Annotated in this window: 15 protein-coding genes and 3 pseudogenes; 9 read left to right on the plus strand and 9 right to left on the minus strand. The window is 47.8% G+C overall.

All coding sequences use genetic code 11. From position 1 onward, the window contains the following. Positions 1–96 precede the first annotated feature (96 nt). From AABM55_RS20885 to AABM55_RS29855, 6 genes are all read left to right on the plus strand, one after another. The gene (locus tag AABM55_RS20885; RefSeq protein WP_347927668.1) at positions 97–1,659 is read left to right on the plus strand and encodes a hypothetical protein; all 1,563 of its coding nucleotides are present in this window, start codon (positions 97–99) and stop codon (positions 1,657–1,659) included. Between the two features lies 1 nt (position 1,660). After that, positions 1,661–2,974 carry a nucleotide sugar dehydrogenase gene (locus AABM55_RS20890; RefSeq protein ID WP_347927670.1) on the plus strand — a complete coding sequence of 438 codons (1,314 nt, stop codon included), beginning with the start codon at positions 1,661–1,663 and terminating at the stop codon, positions 2,972–2,974. Between the two features lie 15 nt (positions 2,975–2,989). Further along, on the plus strand, positions 2,990–3,640 hold the full coding sequence (locus AABM55_RS20895) for a class I SAM-dependent methyltransferase (protein ID WP_347927671.1): 651 nt from the start codon (positions 2,990–2,992) through the stop codon (positions 3,638–3,640). Then, positions 3,640–4,674, plus strand: a complete 1,035-nt coding sequence (locus tag AABM55_RS20900; RefSeq protein ID WP_347927673.1) for a glycosyltransferase family 2 protein — start codon at positions 3,640–3,642, stop codon at positions 4,672–4,674. Before AABM55_RS20895 ends, AABM55_RS20900 begins: the two co-directional genes overlap by 1 nt. A 411-nt stretch (positions 4,675–5,085) precedes the next feature. After that, positions 5,086–5,532, plus strand: a complete 447-nt coding sequence (locus AABM55_RS20905) for a DapH/DapD/GlmU-related protein (RefSeq protein WP_347927675.1) — start codon at positions 5,086–5,088, stop codon at positions 5,530–5,532. Further along, positions 5,522–5,908, plus strand: a complete 387-nt coding sequence (locus tag AABM55_RS29855; protein ID WP_367576139.1) for a GtrA family protein — start codon at positions 5,522–5,524, stop codon at positions 5,906–5,908. Before AABM55_RS20905 ends, AABM55_RS29855 begins: the two co-directional genes overlap by 11 nt. Positions 5,909–6,080: 172 nt before the next feature. On the opposite strand, the pseudogene AABM55_RS20910 reads toward AABM55_RS29855, so the two are convergent. Then, a pseudogene (locus tag AABM55_RS20910) lies at positions 6,081–6,622 on the minus strand (transposase); the annotation flags it as partial. A 172-nt stretch (positions 6,623–6,794) separates the two neighbouring features. Here AABM55_RS20910 and tnpB point away from each other — a divergent pair. From tnpB to AABM55_RS20920, 3 genes and pseudogenes are all read left to right on the plus strand, one after another. After that, the gene (gene tnpB / locus AABM55_RS20915; RefSeq protein ID WP_347930072.1) at positions 6,795–6,962 is read left to right on the plus strand and encodes an IS66 family insertion sequence element accessory protein TnpB; all 168 of its coding nucleotides are present in this window, start codon (positions 6,795–6,797) and stop codon (positions 6,960–6,962) included. Between the two features lie 4 nt (positions 6,963–6,966). Beyond that, entirely contained in the window at positions 6,967–7,065 is a 99-nt protein-coding gene (locus tag AABM55_RS29860) for a hypothetical protein (protein WP_367576150.1), read from the plus strand. Between the two features lie 18 nt (positions 7,066–7,083). Further along, a pseudogene (locus AABM55_RS20920) lies at positions 7,084–8,616 on the plus strand (IS66 family transposase). A 66-nt stretch (positions 8,617–8,682) separates the two neighbouring features. Here the strand turns inward: AABM55_RS20920 and AABM55_RS20925 are convergent. The 8 genes and pseudogenes from AABM55_RS20925 to AABM55_RS20960 form a co-directional block, all read right to left on the minus strand. Continuing rightward, on the minus strand, positions 8,683–9,321 hold the full coding sequence (locus AABM55_RS20925) for a methyltransferase domain-containing protein (RefSeq protein WP_347927677.1): 639 nt from the start codon (positions 9,319–9,321) through the stop codon (positions 8,683–8,685). A 101-nt stretch (positions 9,322–9,422) separates the two neighbouring features. Next, complete coding sequence (locus AABM55_RS20930; protein WP_347927679.1) at positions 9,423–9,692, minus strand: tail fiber assembly protein; 270 nt, start codon at positions 9,690–9,692, stop codon at positions 9,423–9,425. 6 nt (positions 9,693–9,698) lie between these two features. After that, positions 9,699–10,010, minus strand: a pseudogene (locus AABM55_RS20935) (hypothetical protein). Positions 10,011–10,632: 622 nt separating this feature from the next. Beyond that, entirely contained in the window at positions 10,633–11,745 is a 1,113-nt protein-coding gene (locus tag AABM55_RS20940; RefSeq protein WP_347927681.1) for a glycosyltransferase family 4 protein, read from the minus strand. Then, positions 11,742–12,503, minus strand: coding sequence for a glycosyltransferase family 2 protein (locus AABM55_RS20945; protein ID WP_347927682.1), 762 nt, complete (start codon positions 12,501–12,503; stop codon positions 11,742–11,744). The genes AABM55_RS20940 and AABM55_RS20945 overlap by 4 nt, the downstream gene beginning before the upstream one ends. Beyond that, on the minus strand, positions 12,496–13,464 hold the full coding sequence (locus tag AABM55_RS20950; RefSeq protein WP_347927683.1) for a GDP-L-fucose synthase: 969 nt from the start codon (positions 13,462–13,464) through the stop codon (positions 12,496–12,498). Before AABM55_RS20950 ends, AABM55_RS20945 begins: the two co-directional genes overlap by 8 nt. 8 nt (positions 13,465–13,472) lie before the next feature. Beyond that, a complete protein-coding gene (gmd, locus tag AABM55_RS20955; RefSeq protein ID WP_347927684.1) occupies positions 13,473–14,555 on the minus strand; it encodes a GDP-mannose 4,6-dehydratase in 1,083 nt (360 codons plus the stop codon). Between the two features lie 24 nt (positions 14,556–14,579). Beyond that, the gene (locus AABM55_RS20960) at positions 14,580–15,491 is read right to left on the minus strand and encodes a glycosyltransferase family 2 protein (RefSeq protein ID WP_347927685.1); all 912 of its coding nucleotides are present in this window, start codon (positions 15,489–15,491) and stop codon (positions 14,580–14,582) included. Between the last annotated feature and the right edge of the window lie 10 nt (positions 15,492–15,501).

Genomic DNA, 15,501 nt, shown 5'->3' on the forward strand with positions numbered 1-15,501 from the left:
TAAAAAATTTTTAGAATGCTTGACTGTTGTTGGCAAGAAGCAGAGTTGACATTGGTCGCTTGGGATGCAACTTGACTTTCTAATAACTGCGTTCGAATGCAAGAGAATAAATACAAGCAAGAGCAAAAAGACCTTCGTACAGGTGCAGGCCAGCAAGGAACAAATATGAGCACGCCGTCAAAGACATCAAAACTTAGCCACAGAGTTATACTTGCTCTAATTATTGCTGTCGCCTCGTTATTCTTTATACCTAGTAACGGGAAAATGTTTTTCTCTGGCGATGACGACGATTATTTCGCCGTTGCAAGTTCAATAGCTTATGGACAGTTCCCATCTTTCTCCAACGAGTTCCACTCTGGTGAGAAAATGCCCTTCGCAAGTGTTGGCGCAGGGGTCATGGCCTCGCCATTTGTTATGATTTCCTCTATGTTTGACCGCCACAACAACTTACCAATAGTCAACAAAAGAACACTATCCAATCGGGAAGACAGCGCTTCAGCCTATGGGTTCTATATAGCAACCCAGTTTTATTTTATATTAGCCACGCTTTTTTTATACAACTTGATTTGTCTATGGGTTGACAGCAGATCAGCCATTTATACCACGGCACTCACTTTACTGGCAGGAGGTGGTATATTTGTTTACGCATTCAACAGACCTATTATGTCTCACGTGTATGAACTATTCGCGATAACTGCAGCCCTCCTGTTGCTGTCTAAGACTTACTTTGGTAGGCGTGGAAGTGGCACCTGGGCCTTACTCGGCCTTGCAATATCCTTTATCTTCCTAACGCGCTATAACAATGCACCGATAGTAATTGGCATATTTTCGACTCTATTGTACTGGGCTTACACAAAAAAAATATCCACTACTGACTTAGTTATCACAATGATATCAAGTGCTCTGCCGGTCCTTGTTTTTAGAATATTACCAATTTTCAGCAACGGATTCTCAATTGAAGACTCGTCATATCTAAACGCGGGCGAACGGTTACTGGCCCTACACAACATCGAGTTCTACTACAGCCGCCTGATTACAATTATCTTGGGGACTGATATGGGGCTAACCTATACCGCACCCGCCATAATCCTTTCTTTTGTCGGTTACGTTTTTCATGCCAAAAAGATGCCTATCTGGTACTCCGCGCTGGCAATACTTTTTTCACTCAACTTGTTCATGTCTATGCAATGGTGCAGCGCAGGTTCTTACTACGGTTATAGACACTTCATATTCACTGCCACCCCTCTGCTGGCGGTCTTTCTTGCGCTACTTATCCAGCCTGCGATAAATTCAATAAGCCATTTCTCAGCCTCTCTGCTACTGGCTCTATTCAGCTGGACTTCGATATGTTCAGCACTGGTGTTTGGTGTATATCAATTAGGTTACTCCCTTGATTTAGGCACAACGAGTTGCGGATTTCCAGCTTATCAAAACTTCGATTACCAGATAACTTTGATTAAGCTGCTTTCAACTGATCCTTTCAAGCCTTTTCTCATAGCATGGGAGCGATCTTTTGGCGGCACCTTGGCGGCCGGCAATCTTGCCGACCAAACTGGACATCTCATGCTGTATGCATTTCCGTTTCTGATGACAGGTACAATTTTTATTCACGGGATTACCTGCCAGCACTCCCATATATATAAAAAATACGAGAACTAACATGCATCAAGAACTATTGCGCCGCCTGAATAACAAGCAGGCCGTCATTGGAATATTTGGGCTTGGATATGTTGGCCTGCCCCTGCTACTTCGGTACGCCGAGGTTGGTTACCATGTGGTGGGGTTCGACATTGATCAGCGCAAAATTTCTGCCTTGTTGAGCGGGGAGAGTTACATTGAGCATATCCCTAGCACCTCTATCAAGAGTGCGCTTGGGAAGGGTGTGGAAGTTACGACAGATTTCTCCCGTGCAGCCGAACTCGACGCCTTGATTCTCTGTGTGCCAACCCCTCTGAATAAGTACCGAGAACCCGATCTCAGCTACATTATTGATACAACCGATGCGCTGGTTCCGTACCTTCGAGAAGGTCAGGTTATTTCTTTAGAAAGTACAACATACCCAGGCACAACAGAGGAGGAACTGCTTCCTCGCGTTGAGTCTCAAGGACTAAAAGTTGGTCGTAATGTTTTCCTCGTTTACTCGCCTGAACGAGAAGACCCGGGAAACGCGAACTTTACAACAAGGACAATCCCAAAAGTTTGTGGCGGCCAGACTGCAGCCTGCCTTGAAGCCGGGATCGCGCTTTATGGGCAAGTCATTGATAGAATCGTACCGATAAGCTCTACCCGCGCTGCGGAGTTGACAAAGCTGCTGGAGAACATTCACCGGGCGGTGAATATCGGCCTTGTGAACGAAATGAAGGTTGTCGCGGATAAAATGAATATCGATTTCCACGAAGTCATTCGTGCAGCTGCAACGAAACCATTTGGTTTCGTTCCTTATTATCCAGGCCCCGGGCTCGGCGGCCACTGCATACCGATCGACCCCTTCTACCTCACTTGGAAGGCACGAGAGTATGGCGTCCACACTCGCTTTATTGAGTTAGCTGGAGAAGTAAACTCTTCAATGCCGGACTATGTGATTTCAAAAACATCCTCCGCATTGAACTCTGCGAAAAAATCCATTAATGGAAGCCGTATTCTCGTTTTGGGTATTGCTTACAAAAAGAATGTAGATGATATGCGAGAGTCACCCTCTCTTGCGATAATGGAAAAATTGAGCGCCCTCGGTGCAATAATTGCATACAGCGACCCTCATATCCCAATGCTGAAGCACTCAGGTGACAAACATGGTTACCAAGAAGACCTTCACAGTACTGACCTAACTGCACAAACGCTCAGTGAGTTTGACCTCGTATTGCTAGCAACAAATCATGATAAATTCAATTACGAAGCTATCCTTCAGCATGCTCAATTAATCGTTGATACACGCGGCGTTTACCTTGAGCCTTCATCCAAGGTTTTCAAGGCCTAAATAGGCAAATTAATTATGAAGAACAAAAATCCCCAAAGTGGCGTGGGAGAGCTTTTCAGCGGTGTTGCGCATGCTGATAAGTATCAGTCCGGAAATTGGATTGCCAACAAGCTGGTCAATAATTTCATGAATTCAATTCTGGCAACGGTAAAATCTGCCGGATCAACTGACGTTCACGAAATTGGCTGCGGCGAGGGCCACATATTAGGAATGCTTGCAGCTAATAATTTCAATGCTAGGGGCTGTGATATTTCTGTAGAGTCATTGGCGGTGGCCAGTACTGAAGCTAAGAAACGGGGGCTCTCCCTCCCTGTCGAGGTGAAGAGTATTTACGACCTTAATCCCGACCAAGATTCCGCTAATACGGTACTTTGCTGTGAAGTACTGGAGCATTTGACCGACCCTGAAGCGGCGCTGCGAAAGCTTGTATCTATTACCCAAAAAGACTTGATCGTAAGTGTTCCTAATGAGCCGATCTGGCATATTTTGAATATGGCACGCGGCAAATACCTGACAGCCCTAGGCAATACACCTGGACACTTTCAGCACTGGTCAAGTAAGCAGTTCATCAAATTTATTTCTGCTCATGCTGATATTGTCTCTGTTAAAACCCCACTGCCTTGGACTCTCATCCACTGTCGCCCTCGCGGAAAGGTTATCAAATGATGTCCTCACAACAGAACAAAAAGCTTCGGCTTTTGGTAGCCATTCCCTGCCTCAACGAGGCAGTAACTATTGCGCAAGTGGTGCGGGATGTTCCACGCTCGATCATTGGCGTGCATAGCGTAGATGTACTCGTTATCGATGATGGTTCTGACGACAGCACCTCAACTGAAGCAAAATCCGCGGGCGCTATTGTTCTTCGCCACTCTAGAAATCGCGGTGTGGGCTCAGCCTTCCAGTCAGCGGTAAATTACGCTGTGGAACTGGAGTATGACCTCATGGTCAATATTGATGGTGACCGCCAGTTTAACCCCAACGACATTCCAAAACTGGTTGCTCCAATTTTATCCGGCGAAGCGGATATGGTCACTGCATCTCGCTTTATTGATGCATCCATGACTCCTAAAATGCCGAAGGTAAAGCTATACGGTAACCACATGATGTCCTATCTCATCAGTAGGTTAGTACGCAGAAAATACGCGGACGTATCGTGTGGTTTTCGTTGTTACAGCCGGGAAAGCTTACTAAAGATAAACTTGCACGGCGCGTTCACCTACACGCAAGAGACGTTCCTTGATTTCGCTGCCAAGAGCCTTGAAATCAAAGAGGTACCCATTGAGGTACAGTACTTTGATGATCGGAAATCGCGAGTAGCCGGAAGCATATCAAAGTATGCAATAAATACCTCAAAGATAATATTTAGAGGCTATAGAGACTACTTTCCGCTGCGATTCTTCTGGGGAGTTTCTGCATTTTTTGCTGTGCCAGCCACGTTATTCACTATAGCATTTATCTTGCATTATATACTGACGGGAGCTTTTTCAGGTTTTCTTTTTGCGGGATTCAGTGCAGCGTTCTTATTTTTCATGGCGACAGTGTTCTTTGTACTCGGGGTAGTAACGGATATGCTAGATCGCATTCGTACTAACCAAGAACGTATTTTGTATTTGCTGAAAAAAACACCAACTAATTTTCAAGGTATAGAAGATGTGCGGAATATTCGGTCTCGTGATCGCACCAACATCACCATTATCTAACGGTGCGATCGAAACCCTAATAAAGGCTTTATTTAAGCTATCTGAGCGTCGTGGCAGCGAAGCCGCAGGGATAGCGATTGGAGGGAAATCGGCGATTAACGTATATCGTCGCGCTCAACCTGCGAGCAAGGAGACGGAACAGCTGCTTTCTACAACTACATCTACCATACCGTCGCAGGATTTTCTGAGCACGATACCTTCAGGAGCAATCAAGTTCGCGCAGGGATTATAAGTAGAGAGCAGGCAATTGCGTTAATTGAGGTGGAAAACAGACCTCGCTACACGGCTATGCAAGAATACTCGAGAATTGTTGGCTTTAGCCTCGACGAGGCTCTGGTTTTGATAAACAACATCCCAAAGATCTACTAAATTATGAAAAACAAAAGTTATGCCACATGGAATAACCTATCCATGAAATTTTTCAAGCATGCATTTAAATATGTGCTGATCCATATCGCTCGAAGCTGGCTTGCTCCACCGCAACTGAGAACAATTTGTTTGAGCCTCGTGGGTCACAAATTCGCGCATAGAAACTCTGTCTTCATTGGCGCTGACGTATTATTCGACAACCCCTCTGGAGCCAGAACGCACGTCGGGAAAAATGTAACAATTACTTCTGGTGTCAAGATCATGAATCACTTTCTTGAACCCGGGGGAAAAAATCAGAACTACACGATTGGTGATGTTTTCCTGGAGGATGGGGTTTTTCTCGGAATGAATGTTCTCATTGTCCGCCCTGTAAGGATAGGTAGAGGTTCTGTCGTGGCCGCAGGCGCAGTCGTCGTAAACGATGTCCCAGACAACGTGGTGGTTGGTGGCATACCGGCTAAAGTGATCCGGGTGATCCATGAGTCTTAATTTTTTTTCACCTACCTTATTGCAATTCTATAAATACATTTCGATTAGCGTCTTGGGTTATGTATCAATCCTATCATTGATGTTTTTACTCATTGATGTTATGCACACAAACAAGTCGCTGGCTTTTTTTATTGCTTATGCTCTGGCCTATACTGCAGGGTATTTACTTAATTTAAAATACCTCTTCTATAAAAAACACAACACAAAAATTCTGCTGAAATTTGCACTACAAATTTTTTTATCATTGGTTATTGGTAGTATTGTCTTCAGAGCGCTTTTGTTGCTAGGCATTAATTATTTGGTATCGACTTTATTAACGGCCGGTGTGCTTTTACCTATCCGTTTCATAAGTCAAAAATTTTTAGTATTCCGTTAGGGGTAATCTGACATGGCACCCTGTTTCATGATGCTTCTGAATCGGCAGGACAACAAACCAAGATTCACGCATCAGACCGGGATATTTCATCCTCCCTTGATTAAAGCTCCGTAAGTGCTCCATGAAACGTAAGCGCTCCATGAACCCCATATTTTAAAAGTGGGATCTATGCCTATATAGGAATTTTCGGCGTGCAATTCCACGGTAGCAGGACCTCGAAGCCTTCTACGCTCGAAGCTTGTGGCAGGCGCTCAAGTGCGCGGCGCAGCCACGCATAGGCTCTTGGCCGCTGGCTTTAGCCGTCTCGACCAAACTGTAAAGTTGAGCGCTGGCCGTCGCGCCTTTGGGCGTGTCGTTGAACAGCCAGTTCTTGCGCCCGATCATGAAGGGCCGGATCGCACGCTCTGCCGCAATGTTGTCGATCGGCAAGTAACCGGCTTCGGTATAGCGCACCAACTTCATCCAGTTGCTGGCCAGGTAGCTGATGGCTTTGCCCAGGGCATTTTGCGCCGTTACTAGTGGCCGGGTTTTCTCCAGCCATATTTGCAACGGCGCCAACACCGGCAGGCTATTTTACTGTCGGCTTTTATGGCGATGTTCATCGCCGCCTTCTTTTAAATCTCGCTCGATACCGTACAGCTTGTTGATCAGATTCAGGGCGATATCGGCACACCCGGTTTTGCCTTTAGGCTGCACCTTTTGCGCCTCGACAAACGTAAGCGCTCCATGAACCCCACATTCTAAGCCGCAATTTGATGTTCGATGCTGTGCTCCCGATTCCTTTCCGGAGCCAGCCCCTCATGATGCGTACCGACGCCAAAGTCGAAAAGTCTACCTCTACCCAAAGCCCGTCGACTTCCAAAAATCCATCGATGGCCTCGCTGCCCTGGTCGAACTAGACATCAAGGTCGCGGTGTTTGACCCGGTGCTTTTCGTGTTCCTCAACAAACCCCGAAACCGAGTGAAGATTTTGTATTGGGAGCGCAACGGCTTCCCTCTGACTCAAGCGCCTCGAATCCGAGCGCTTCAAAACATCGCCAGATTGTTCGGATGAAGCCATCGTGCTGACGGTTCAAGAACTCAACTGGTTATTGGACGGTTTTGATTTGTGGCGCAACCGTCCGCATCAAGTTTTGACACCTAGATTCGTCGCCTGATTCGGTGTAATCCAGGGCATGATTTCCATGCCCAAAGACCTTCCTGACGACCCTGTTTTGCTCAAACAATTGCTTGAGCAAATGCTGAGTGAGCGCAAGTCGGATAAGGGCAAGATCGCTCATCCTGAAGAAGAAAAGGCGCTGTTACGTCAGTGCCTTTTTGGGCGCAAGTCAGAGTAGACACCCGATCCCACGACCCCGCAAATGGCCTTGTTCAACGAGGCTGAAAGTGTGGTCGAGGCTGTCGACGAAACGGTTGAAGAAGAGGTCGTAGCACCGACCAAGCAACGGGGCAAACGCAAACCTCTTCCCGCCGATCTTCCGCGTATCGAAGTCATCCACGAACTGCCCGATCATGAGCTGACCTGCGCCTGCGGCTGCCGTAAACACAGCATTGGCGAGGAAATCAGCGAGCAGCTCGAGATCGTGCCAATGCAAATCCGCGTGATCAAACATGTGCGCAAGGTCTACGCCTGCCGTGGCTGTGAAACCGCGCTGGTCACCGCCGACAAGCCAGCGCAACTGATCGAAAAGAGCATGGCCAGCCCCAGCGTTTTGGTGATGTTGCTGACGACCAAATACGTCGATGGCCTGCCACTGCATCGCTTCGAAAAAGTACTCGGTCGCCACGGCGTCGATATTCCACGACAAACCCTGGCGCGCTGGGTGATCCAGTGCGGCGAACACCTGCAACCCTTGATCAACTTGATGCGGGATCGACTACTGGAAAGTCGCGTAATCCACGGCGACGAAACGCGTGTCCAGGTGATGAAAGAGCCAGATCGAGAGCCCACCAGCCAATCCTGGATGTGGGTGCAAACCAGCGGACCGCCGGATCAGCCGGTGATCCTGTTTGACTACTCGACCAGCCGGGCGCAGGAGGTTCCGTCGTGCCTGCTCGAAGGTTATCGCGGCTACCTGATGACCGATGATTACGCTGGTTATAACGCCTTGGGCGTGCAATCCGGTGTCGAGCGTTTAGGTTGTTGGGCATATGCGCGACGCAAGTTTGTCGAGGCGCAAAAGGTGCAGCCTAAAGGCAAAACCGGGTGTGCCGATATCGCCCTGAATCCGATCAACAAGCTGTACGGTATCGAGCGAGATTTAAAAGAAGTCGGTGATGAACATCGCCACGAAAGTCGACAGCAAAATAGCCTGCCGGTGTTGGCACAGTTGCGAACATGGCTGGAGAAAACCCGGCCACAAGTGACGGCGCAAAATACACTGGGCAAAGCCATCAGCTACCTAGCCAGCAACTGGATCAAGTTGGTGGGCTGCACCGAAGCCCGTTACTTGCCGATCGACAACAATGTGGCAGAACGTGCGATCCAGACCTTTCGTTATCGGACGCAAGAACTGGCTGTTCAGCGACACGCCCGAAGGCGCGACGGCCAGCGCTCAACTTTACAGTTTGGTCGAGACGGCTAAAGCCAACGGCCAAGAGCCTATGCGTGGCTGCGCCGCGCACTTGAGCGCCTGCCACAAGCTTCGAGCGTAGAAGGCTTCGAGGCCTTGCTGCCGTGGAACTGCACGCCGCAAATGCCAAGATAGCCATAGGTCTCCACCTTTAAAATGCAAGGTTCATGGAGCGCTTACGTTTATTCGAGCTATTCGAGCCTATTTAGTAAGCTCAGCATAAATATTAATTTTATATTCAGCTTGCTCAGCGCGAGTCTCCAAATTTTTCAGAGCCTTATGCCATGACTTACCGTATGACCGCTGCCGATACTTACGAAAGCCAAGGTATAAAGCCATAGTCTTCAGGCTCTCATGCGAGAAAAAATGAACATGCCCCCATCTGGTATACGCTGCGTCGTGATTTTCTAAAATGGACTCATAGCTTGGCTTATTGAAGTGAGAGTTCATCACGCCATGCAACCCTGGAGTTGCTAAGCGAAGAACGCCGCCAGGCTTAAGTGTTCGATAGGCTTCAGAAAGAAAAAGGATCGCGTCTTTCTGCTGAACATGCTCAATGAAATCCTCGCAGAAGGCATAATCAAAATGGTTGTCAGGAAATGGATGGCGCTCAAGAAGATTTAATTTGTAGACGCCCTCTGCAATATTTCTAGGAACGCCGCCAATATGGCCAAAATTCCATATCAATGCGTCATCAAAGAAGTCGACGTTCAACCATCCCTCGAGAGCATTCAGCCCGCAGGCGTACTGGATCTTACTAGGCACTGTAACGTTTTTGTCAAGATGAAGTGGTGTAAATCCATCCAGCGGAATAAGATCTGTAGCGTTATAACTGGTCATTCCGTAACCCTCACCGTTTATGGGTCAATGCACCATAACATATATGCCTGACGAACCAGCATCTATGTATCACGCGCGACAACCTTCAGGGAACAGCCAATCTAGGCTGGCGCTACAGGCCAATCTATTGTTTCTGGGTAGCCTGTCTGAGTCTCGATGCGGTTTAGCGCTACCCGGTATTTCTTCCATGACTTGAGCAGTGCCACGTCGGTGTCGGTCGCCTCGTCGATGTCCACGGCATCCTGTAGCGGGGTGATCGTGCAGTCGGCGACAGAGCGACGGTGAGCGGCCTCGGTAATGGCAATGACACTGGCCAGATGCTGGAAGGCAGCGCGGCATCCTTCATAGACGTTGTGATCAGTTGAGACCATCGATATTCATGCCCGGCCCTCCGGTAGTGGCTTGGGTAGAGCTATAGGTCCGTCAGGAACATCCACCAGCGGCTCCGGAAAGGCCTGCTCCTGGCTGTAGTTCGATGGTAAAGGAAGGATGAGGGTAAGCTCCACTCTGTGCCCACCCTATCGACCTGCCCCACGAACCAGGCAGACGAAATGGCGAGTGCGAGCAAGGTGTCGCCATCGCTCATCTCTGTAAAGTCGAAGGCCTCGCCATTGATGGTCAGTACTTCGCCTACCTTGGAGACGTCTAGGGTCGTCATCACGACGTTGCGGAGATAGTTTTATCTGCATCAGTACCACCGCCCAATAGCCGTAAGCTTAACTAAGTACGGCCCAGAAGCCTGGGCACCTTAGGGTCTACGACTGTGAACGTCCGTGCGCTTGCGCTAGCAGGCCCTGATGCTATGTAGGTAGCTGCAAACAGCGAGCCATTCAGGCCGCAGAAGACGCCCGCCTCGCAGAGATCAAGCGTCAGAACGATGCCGCCGACGAGATCCAGCGTCAAACAGCGGCCCGGGAGGCCGACAAAGAAGACCGCCGCAAGATCAACCTGATCGCCAGCCGCTTGATCCCAGCCACTTCAATTCAGTACTGAGGTCGCCATGAGCAATCGTAAGCGCTCCATGAACCTCACATTTTAAAGGTCGGGACCTATGGCTATCCTGGAACTGCTCGCCAGAGATGCCAAGGTAACCATTAAACCCATCGCTTGGTATGCGGGGGTCTATGAGGCGCTTACTTTGCTCGGAGATTGATTGTTTACTCCGCCTTACACTCGAACAAACGCAAAGATAATAATTTGATCTGTTCTTGCAGGTCGACGATATGCCCCTTGTCCGCCCAACACCAAATTATCGGACAACTTGCAAAAAGCCGAAGATATTGAAATCGCCTAAAAATAAAAACAGCAGCCTCATCCCCCTGACAATAAGTCACGATATAGCTCTGCATAACACCTAGCCATGCTCTCCGAAGTGAACATTTCTTTGTATCGAACAAAGGCGGCCTGCCCCATCGCGTAGCTCGTATTCGAATCTTCCCACATTTTACGCATAGCAACAGCCAAACCAGCGGGATCTTCGGGTGGTACAACAAATCCAGTTAGCTGATCGACGTTTATGTACGTCGTACCTGTACCAATCTCACAGCAGATCATTGGCTTGGCATACATCGCAGACTCTAACAATGAAATTCCGAATGCTTCAGACCTAAGATGAGATGGAAACACAGTTGCCGTACAAAGTGTAAGAAGTGCAACCTTATCCTCATCACTGACTCGCCCGACAAATACTATATTGGTCAGACCAAGCTCAACGGCCTGCCTCTTCAGGTTATCTTCCTCTGGCCCCGAACCGGCGATGACGATCGGGTAGCCACAAATTTTGGCGGCGTCTAGAAGGGTATGTAAGCCTTTATAATATCTCAATACACCAACAAAAAGAAAAAACCGAGATGGAAGGTTCGATCGCCAATGCAACTCTCTCTCGGGTGCGGGTACTGGAAAGCTACGCTTATCTAAACCAATCGGAATAACTGAAACCTTATCTTTAAATTTTTGTAAAACAGAGCTACTTTCTAAATAGTTAGGCGAGGAGGCGACTATAGCAGATGCCGAAGACAGGAATCTGTTCATCAAAGGACGATACAGCTCAAGCGTCCAACGCTGCTTAACGATATCCGAGTGATATGAAACGACAATCGGCTTATCACGCTGAACAAGGAAGTGAGCAACATCCATGAAAGGCCATGGAAAATGGTAATGCACGATATCTACCTGAGCTGCTAGCTTACGCAAACTGAGGATTGCAGAAAGAGAAAACGGAGTTGATAGAAGAGTAAAGTTCGATCTCGCATAATGAACTCGATGTCCCTCGTAGAAAAGTGATCCAGCCCGCTGAGTCGAAACGCAAAGGACCTGGCTTTCAACACCGAACTCCTCTCCCCCCTTGCAAAGCTGATAGATACACTGCTCTATGCCACCAAAAGTATCGGGGAAATACGTTTTAAAGACATGAAGAACTTTCATTTTCTACTTTCTATTTTATTGAGAAGAGCCTTAAACCATACTGCATAAGGCTGAAACAGCCACCACTTGAGCGGAAGCTTACCATGGTGCTTACGAACGACCGCCATCGCCTCAGTATAATGAGCTACTCTTCTGGTATTAGTTTTAGTATCACCATGATCCCGGTTAACGGCAACAAACTCATTGAGGAAACGCAATGGACCTCCTAGCCGATACAACTTCCACCACAAGTCATAGTCCATGGCCATGTGGCGAGAGGCATCAAGCCCTCCCACTGCGTCCCAAGCTCGACGTCGTATCAATGTAGCAGGCTGCGAAATAATACAGCGCACCGCCAACCTTTTTTCACTGAACTCTTCAACCCAGATAGCCGTTCTTTTGTTGTCCTTCTCGCGAACATTCCAAGCCCGACCGTACACAGCAGGAGCACTTTCACTCGAGAGCAGTTCATTAACTAGCCTGGCCAGGCCGCCCTCTAGAAAATAGTCATCGCTATTAATCCAGCACACGAATGGAGCAGAACCCTTGCTAATACATTCGTTAATAGCAGCAGCTTGGCCATCATCCGCCGAACTCCTCCATCCAGCCAATCGTCCTTCCCACGACTTGATGATCTCGACAGAGTTATCTGTCGAGCCACCATCCGCAACGAACACCTCAACGGGTAAGTTTTGAGAGAAAATCGAAGACAGTGCGGCATCCAGATACTCGCCCTGATTGTAAGAAGGTACTGCGACCGTAACTAATGCTTCAGTCAACTTGTACCTTCTCTCTTACTAGAAAGTCAGCATAAGCAATAGACAAGCCTTGCTCAAGTCCGACAGAAGGCTGCCAGCCCATCCCCGTAATTCGCGAAATATCCATGAGCTTCCGAGGTGTACCATCGGGCTTACTACTATCAAGTTCAATAAGCCCATTGAACCCAATAACCTTGGCTACAAGATGGGCCAACTCAAGGATGGTCATGTCCGTGCCGCAACCGACATTGATATGAGAGAGGGTCTGTTTTGTAACACTGGCATAGAGTTCCGGGGTAGCCTCCATCACATGGACACTTGCTGCCGCCATGTCATCCACAAACAAAAACTCACGTTTTGGCGTACCGCTCCCCCAAATTAGAACTACCGGCGAACCCGCGACTTTGGCCTCATGAAATTTGCGTATAAGTGCAGGTATGACATGGCTATTTTCAGCGTGGTAATTGTCGCCTGGACCATACAAATTCGTCGGCATGACGCTTCTATAATCAACGCCATGTTGACGATTATAAGACTCACAAAGCTTGATACCGGCAATTTTCGCGATCGCGTACGCTTCATTAGTTTCTTCAAGCTTTCCGGTGAGAAGCGCATCCTCCGTCATTGGCTGCGGTGCCAAACGAGGATAAATACAACTCGATCCTAAAAAGAGAAGTTTCTGCACACCGCCACGCCAAGCCTCATGAATAATATTGGCCTGAATCATGATGTTTTGATAAAGAAAATCAGCAGGATAAGTGTTATTCGCATATATCCCCCCCACTTTTGCCGCAGCTAGATAAACCTGATCAGGCCGCTCAACCTCGAAAAAATTTCGAACGGAAACCTGATCACATAGATCAAGTTCAGCCCTATCACGAGTGACAATATTAGTATAACCGCGTTTCTTAAGCTCACGCAGAATGGCTGAGCCAACCATTCCGCGATGACCCGCCACATAAATTTTACTATTATACGGCATAATCGAAATCACTCGTGATAGTTGAATGCGCTGTAACCGTGACGCTTAACCAGCTCATCACGCTCAGCTGCCTTCAAGTCTTCTCTGACCATCTCAGAAACGAGCTCAGCAAAAGTGGTTTTCGGTGTCCAACCCAACTTATTCTTGGCCTTGGACGGATCACCCAGCAGCGTTTCAACTTCCGCCGGACGGAAATAACGTGAATCTACTTCTACAATACATTTGCCCGCCGCATCGTACCCCTTCTCGTCTACCCCTTGCCCTTTCCAGGTAATTTCGATATCAAGCTCTTTAGCGGCAGCATCAACAAAGTCCCTGACGCTGTATTGAATACCTGTTGCAATCACAAAATCTTCTGCAACTTCCTGTTGAAGCATAAGCCATTGCATTTCAACATAATCACGCGCATGCCCCCAATCCCGCTTAGCGTCCAGGTTGCCCAAGTACAAGCAATCCTGCAGATTGAGCTTAATACGCGCTAGCGCACGGGTAATTTTCCGAGTCACAAAAGTTTCGCCACGAACAGGTGATTCATGGTTAAACAAAATACCGTTACAGGCATACATGCCATACGCTTCACGGTAGTTTACAGTGATCCAATAAGCGTAAAGCTTAGCGACGGCATAAGGGCTACGAGGATAAAAAGGAGTGGTTTCTTTCTGGGGGGTTTCTTGGACCAAACCGTACAGTTCGGAAGTCGAAGCCTGATAGAACTTGGTCTTCTTCTCCAGCCCCAAAATACGGATAGCCTCTAGAATACGAAGAGCGCCCAAGGCGTCTGAGTTCGCAGTATACTCAGGCTCTTCGAAACTGACAGCAACGTGAGACTGTGCTGCCAAATTATAAATTTCGTCCGGCTGCACCTGCTGGATGATGCGAATCAAACTCGTAGAATCGGTCAGGTCACCGTGGTGCAGGATAAAATTTCGATTTTCAATATGCGGATCTTGATAGAGATGATCGATACGGTCGGTATTGAAAAGCGACGTTCGCCTTTTAACACCATGCACTTCGTACCCCTTACCCAGAAGCAACTCAGCCAGATAAGCGCCGTCTTGACCTGTGACGCCAGTAATCAGTGCAACCTTCATATCATTCTCCGAAATATTATACGTTCAATCAGCCACATTGCTCATAGACTTCTTATCAGCGCGAATGTGACTTAGTAAAAAGCATAGATGCCTGATCGGCATCAGCCATCGGCTCAACAAACCTCGCGGATACCGGGCTCTAATCTTCATCATTTCAGCACGCCCGATTTGCTCGTACTGACTGGTGGTTTTTTGATCACTGTGAATACGAAATGCACCGAGAAAACAAGGTACATGTCTGAAATGCGCACTATTTTTCACAAAACACAGCAGCATATCCCAATCCAAGGCAAATGACAGTGTATCATCAACACGCCCACCTACGCGAGTCCAAAGTGAACGCCTCCAGAATAGGGTCTCCTGAGGAATGTAGTCTATGGCGTGTAGCAAATTGTCATCATGATAAGGCAGCACCCATCTCCCGACCAAACGATCCTCCTCATCAATGATGAGTCGATTACCATATATACAATCTACAACAGGGTTTCTTTCGAATTCGCGTGCAATAAAACCCAAAGAGTTAGGCAGCAATACGTCATCGGAATTCAAATAGTGCAAGATCTCGCCTGACGACTTCTGAAACCCTCTATTAATTGCATCCGCTTGCCCTTTATCTTTTTCAGAATAAAAAACAATTTTATCAGAGGCAAAAGAAGCAACTACATCTGAAGTACTGTCAGCCGAGCAGTTGTCCTGCACAATAATTTCAATATTGGGGTACGACTGACTCAAAATACTCTGCAGCGTTCGCCCTATATATTGCCCTTGATTAAACGAAGGAATTACTATTGAAATCAAAGGCATGCTTTGACACTCAACAGCATCTACCGAATAAACGGACGGGGCAATTAATCTACCCGCGTGCTGCTTCAAAACCCCAAGCTTTACATGAAAGAGCTGCCTTACACGCACACCCAGCGATTGACGTTGCGACATATTTATTACC

It is taken from the genome of Pseudomonas helvetica, assembly GCF_039908645.1.
Classification (GTDB): domain Bacteria; phylum Pseudomonadota; class Gammaproteobacteria; order Pseudomonadales; family Pseudomonadaceae; genus Aquipseudomonas; species Aquipseudomonas helvetica.

Coding starts and splice junctions, on each gene's coding strand:
- AABM55_RS20890 (WP_347927670.1), top strand. CDS start 1,661: ATGCATCAAGAACTATTGCGCCGCCTGAATAACAAGCAGGCCGTCATT.
- AABM55_RS20900 (WP_347927673.1), top strand. CDS start 3,640: ATGTCCTCACAACAGAACAAAAAGCTTCGGCTTTTGGTAGCCATTCCC.
- AABM55_RS20905 (WP_347927675.1), top strand. CDS start 5,086: ATGAAATTTTTCAAGCATGCATTTAAATATGTGCTGATCCATATCGCT.
- AABM55_RS20895 (WP_347927671.1), top strand. CDS start 2,990: ATGAAGAACAAAAATCCCCAAAGTGGCGTGGGAGAGCTTTTCAGCGGT.
- AABM55_RS20930 (WP_347927679.1), bottom strand. CDS start 9,692: ATGGTCTCAACTGATCACAACGTCTATGAAGGATGCCGCGCTGCCTTC.
- AABM55_RS20885 (WP_347927668.1), top strand. CDS start 97: ATGCAAGAGAATAAATACAAGCAAGAGCAAAAAGACCTTCGTACAGGT.
- AABM55_RS20950 (WP_347927683.1), bottom strand. CDS start 13,464: ATGCCGTATAATAGTAAAATTTATGTGGCGGGTCATCGCGGAATGGTT.
- AABM55_RS29855 (WP_367576139.1), top strand. CDS start 5,522: ATGAGTCTTAATTTTTTTTCACCTACCTTATTGCAATTCTATAAATAC.
- AABM55_RS20940 (WP_347927681.1), bottom strand. CDS start 11,745: ATGAAAGTTCTTCATGTCTTTAAAACGTATTTCCCCGATACTTTTGGT.
- AABM55_RS20960 (WP_347927685.1), bottom strand. CDS start 15,491: ATGTCGCAACGTCAATCGCTGGGTGTGCGTGTAAGGCAGCTCTTTCAT.
- gmd (WP_347927684.1), bottom strand. CDS start 14,555: ATGAAGGTTGCACTGATTACTGGCGTCACAGGTCAAGACGGCGCTTAT.
- AABM55_RS20925 (WP_347927677.1), bottom strand. CDS start 9,321: ATGACCAGTTATAACGCTACAGATCTTATTCCGCTGGATGGATTTACA.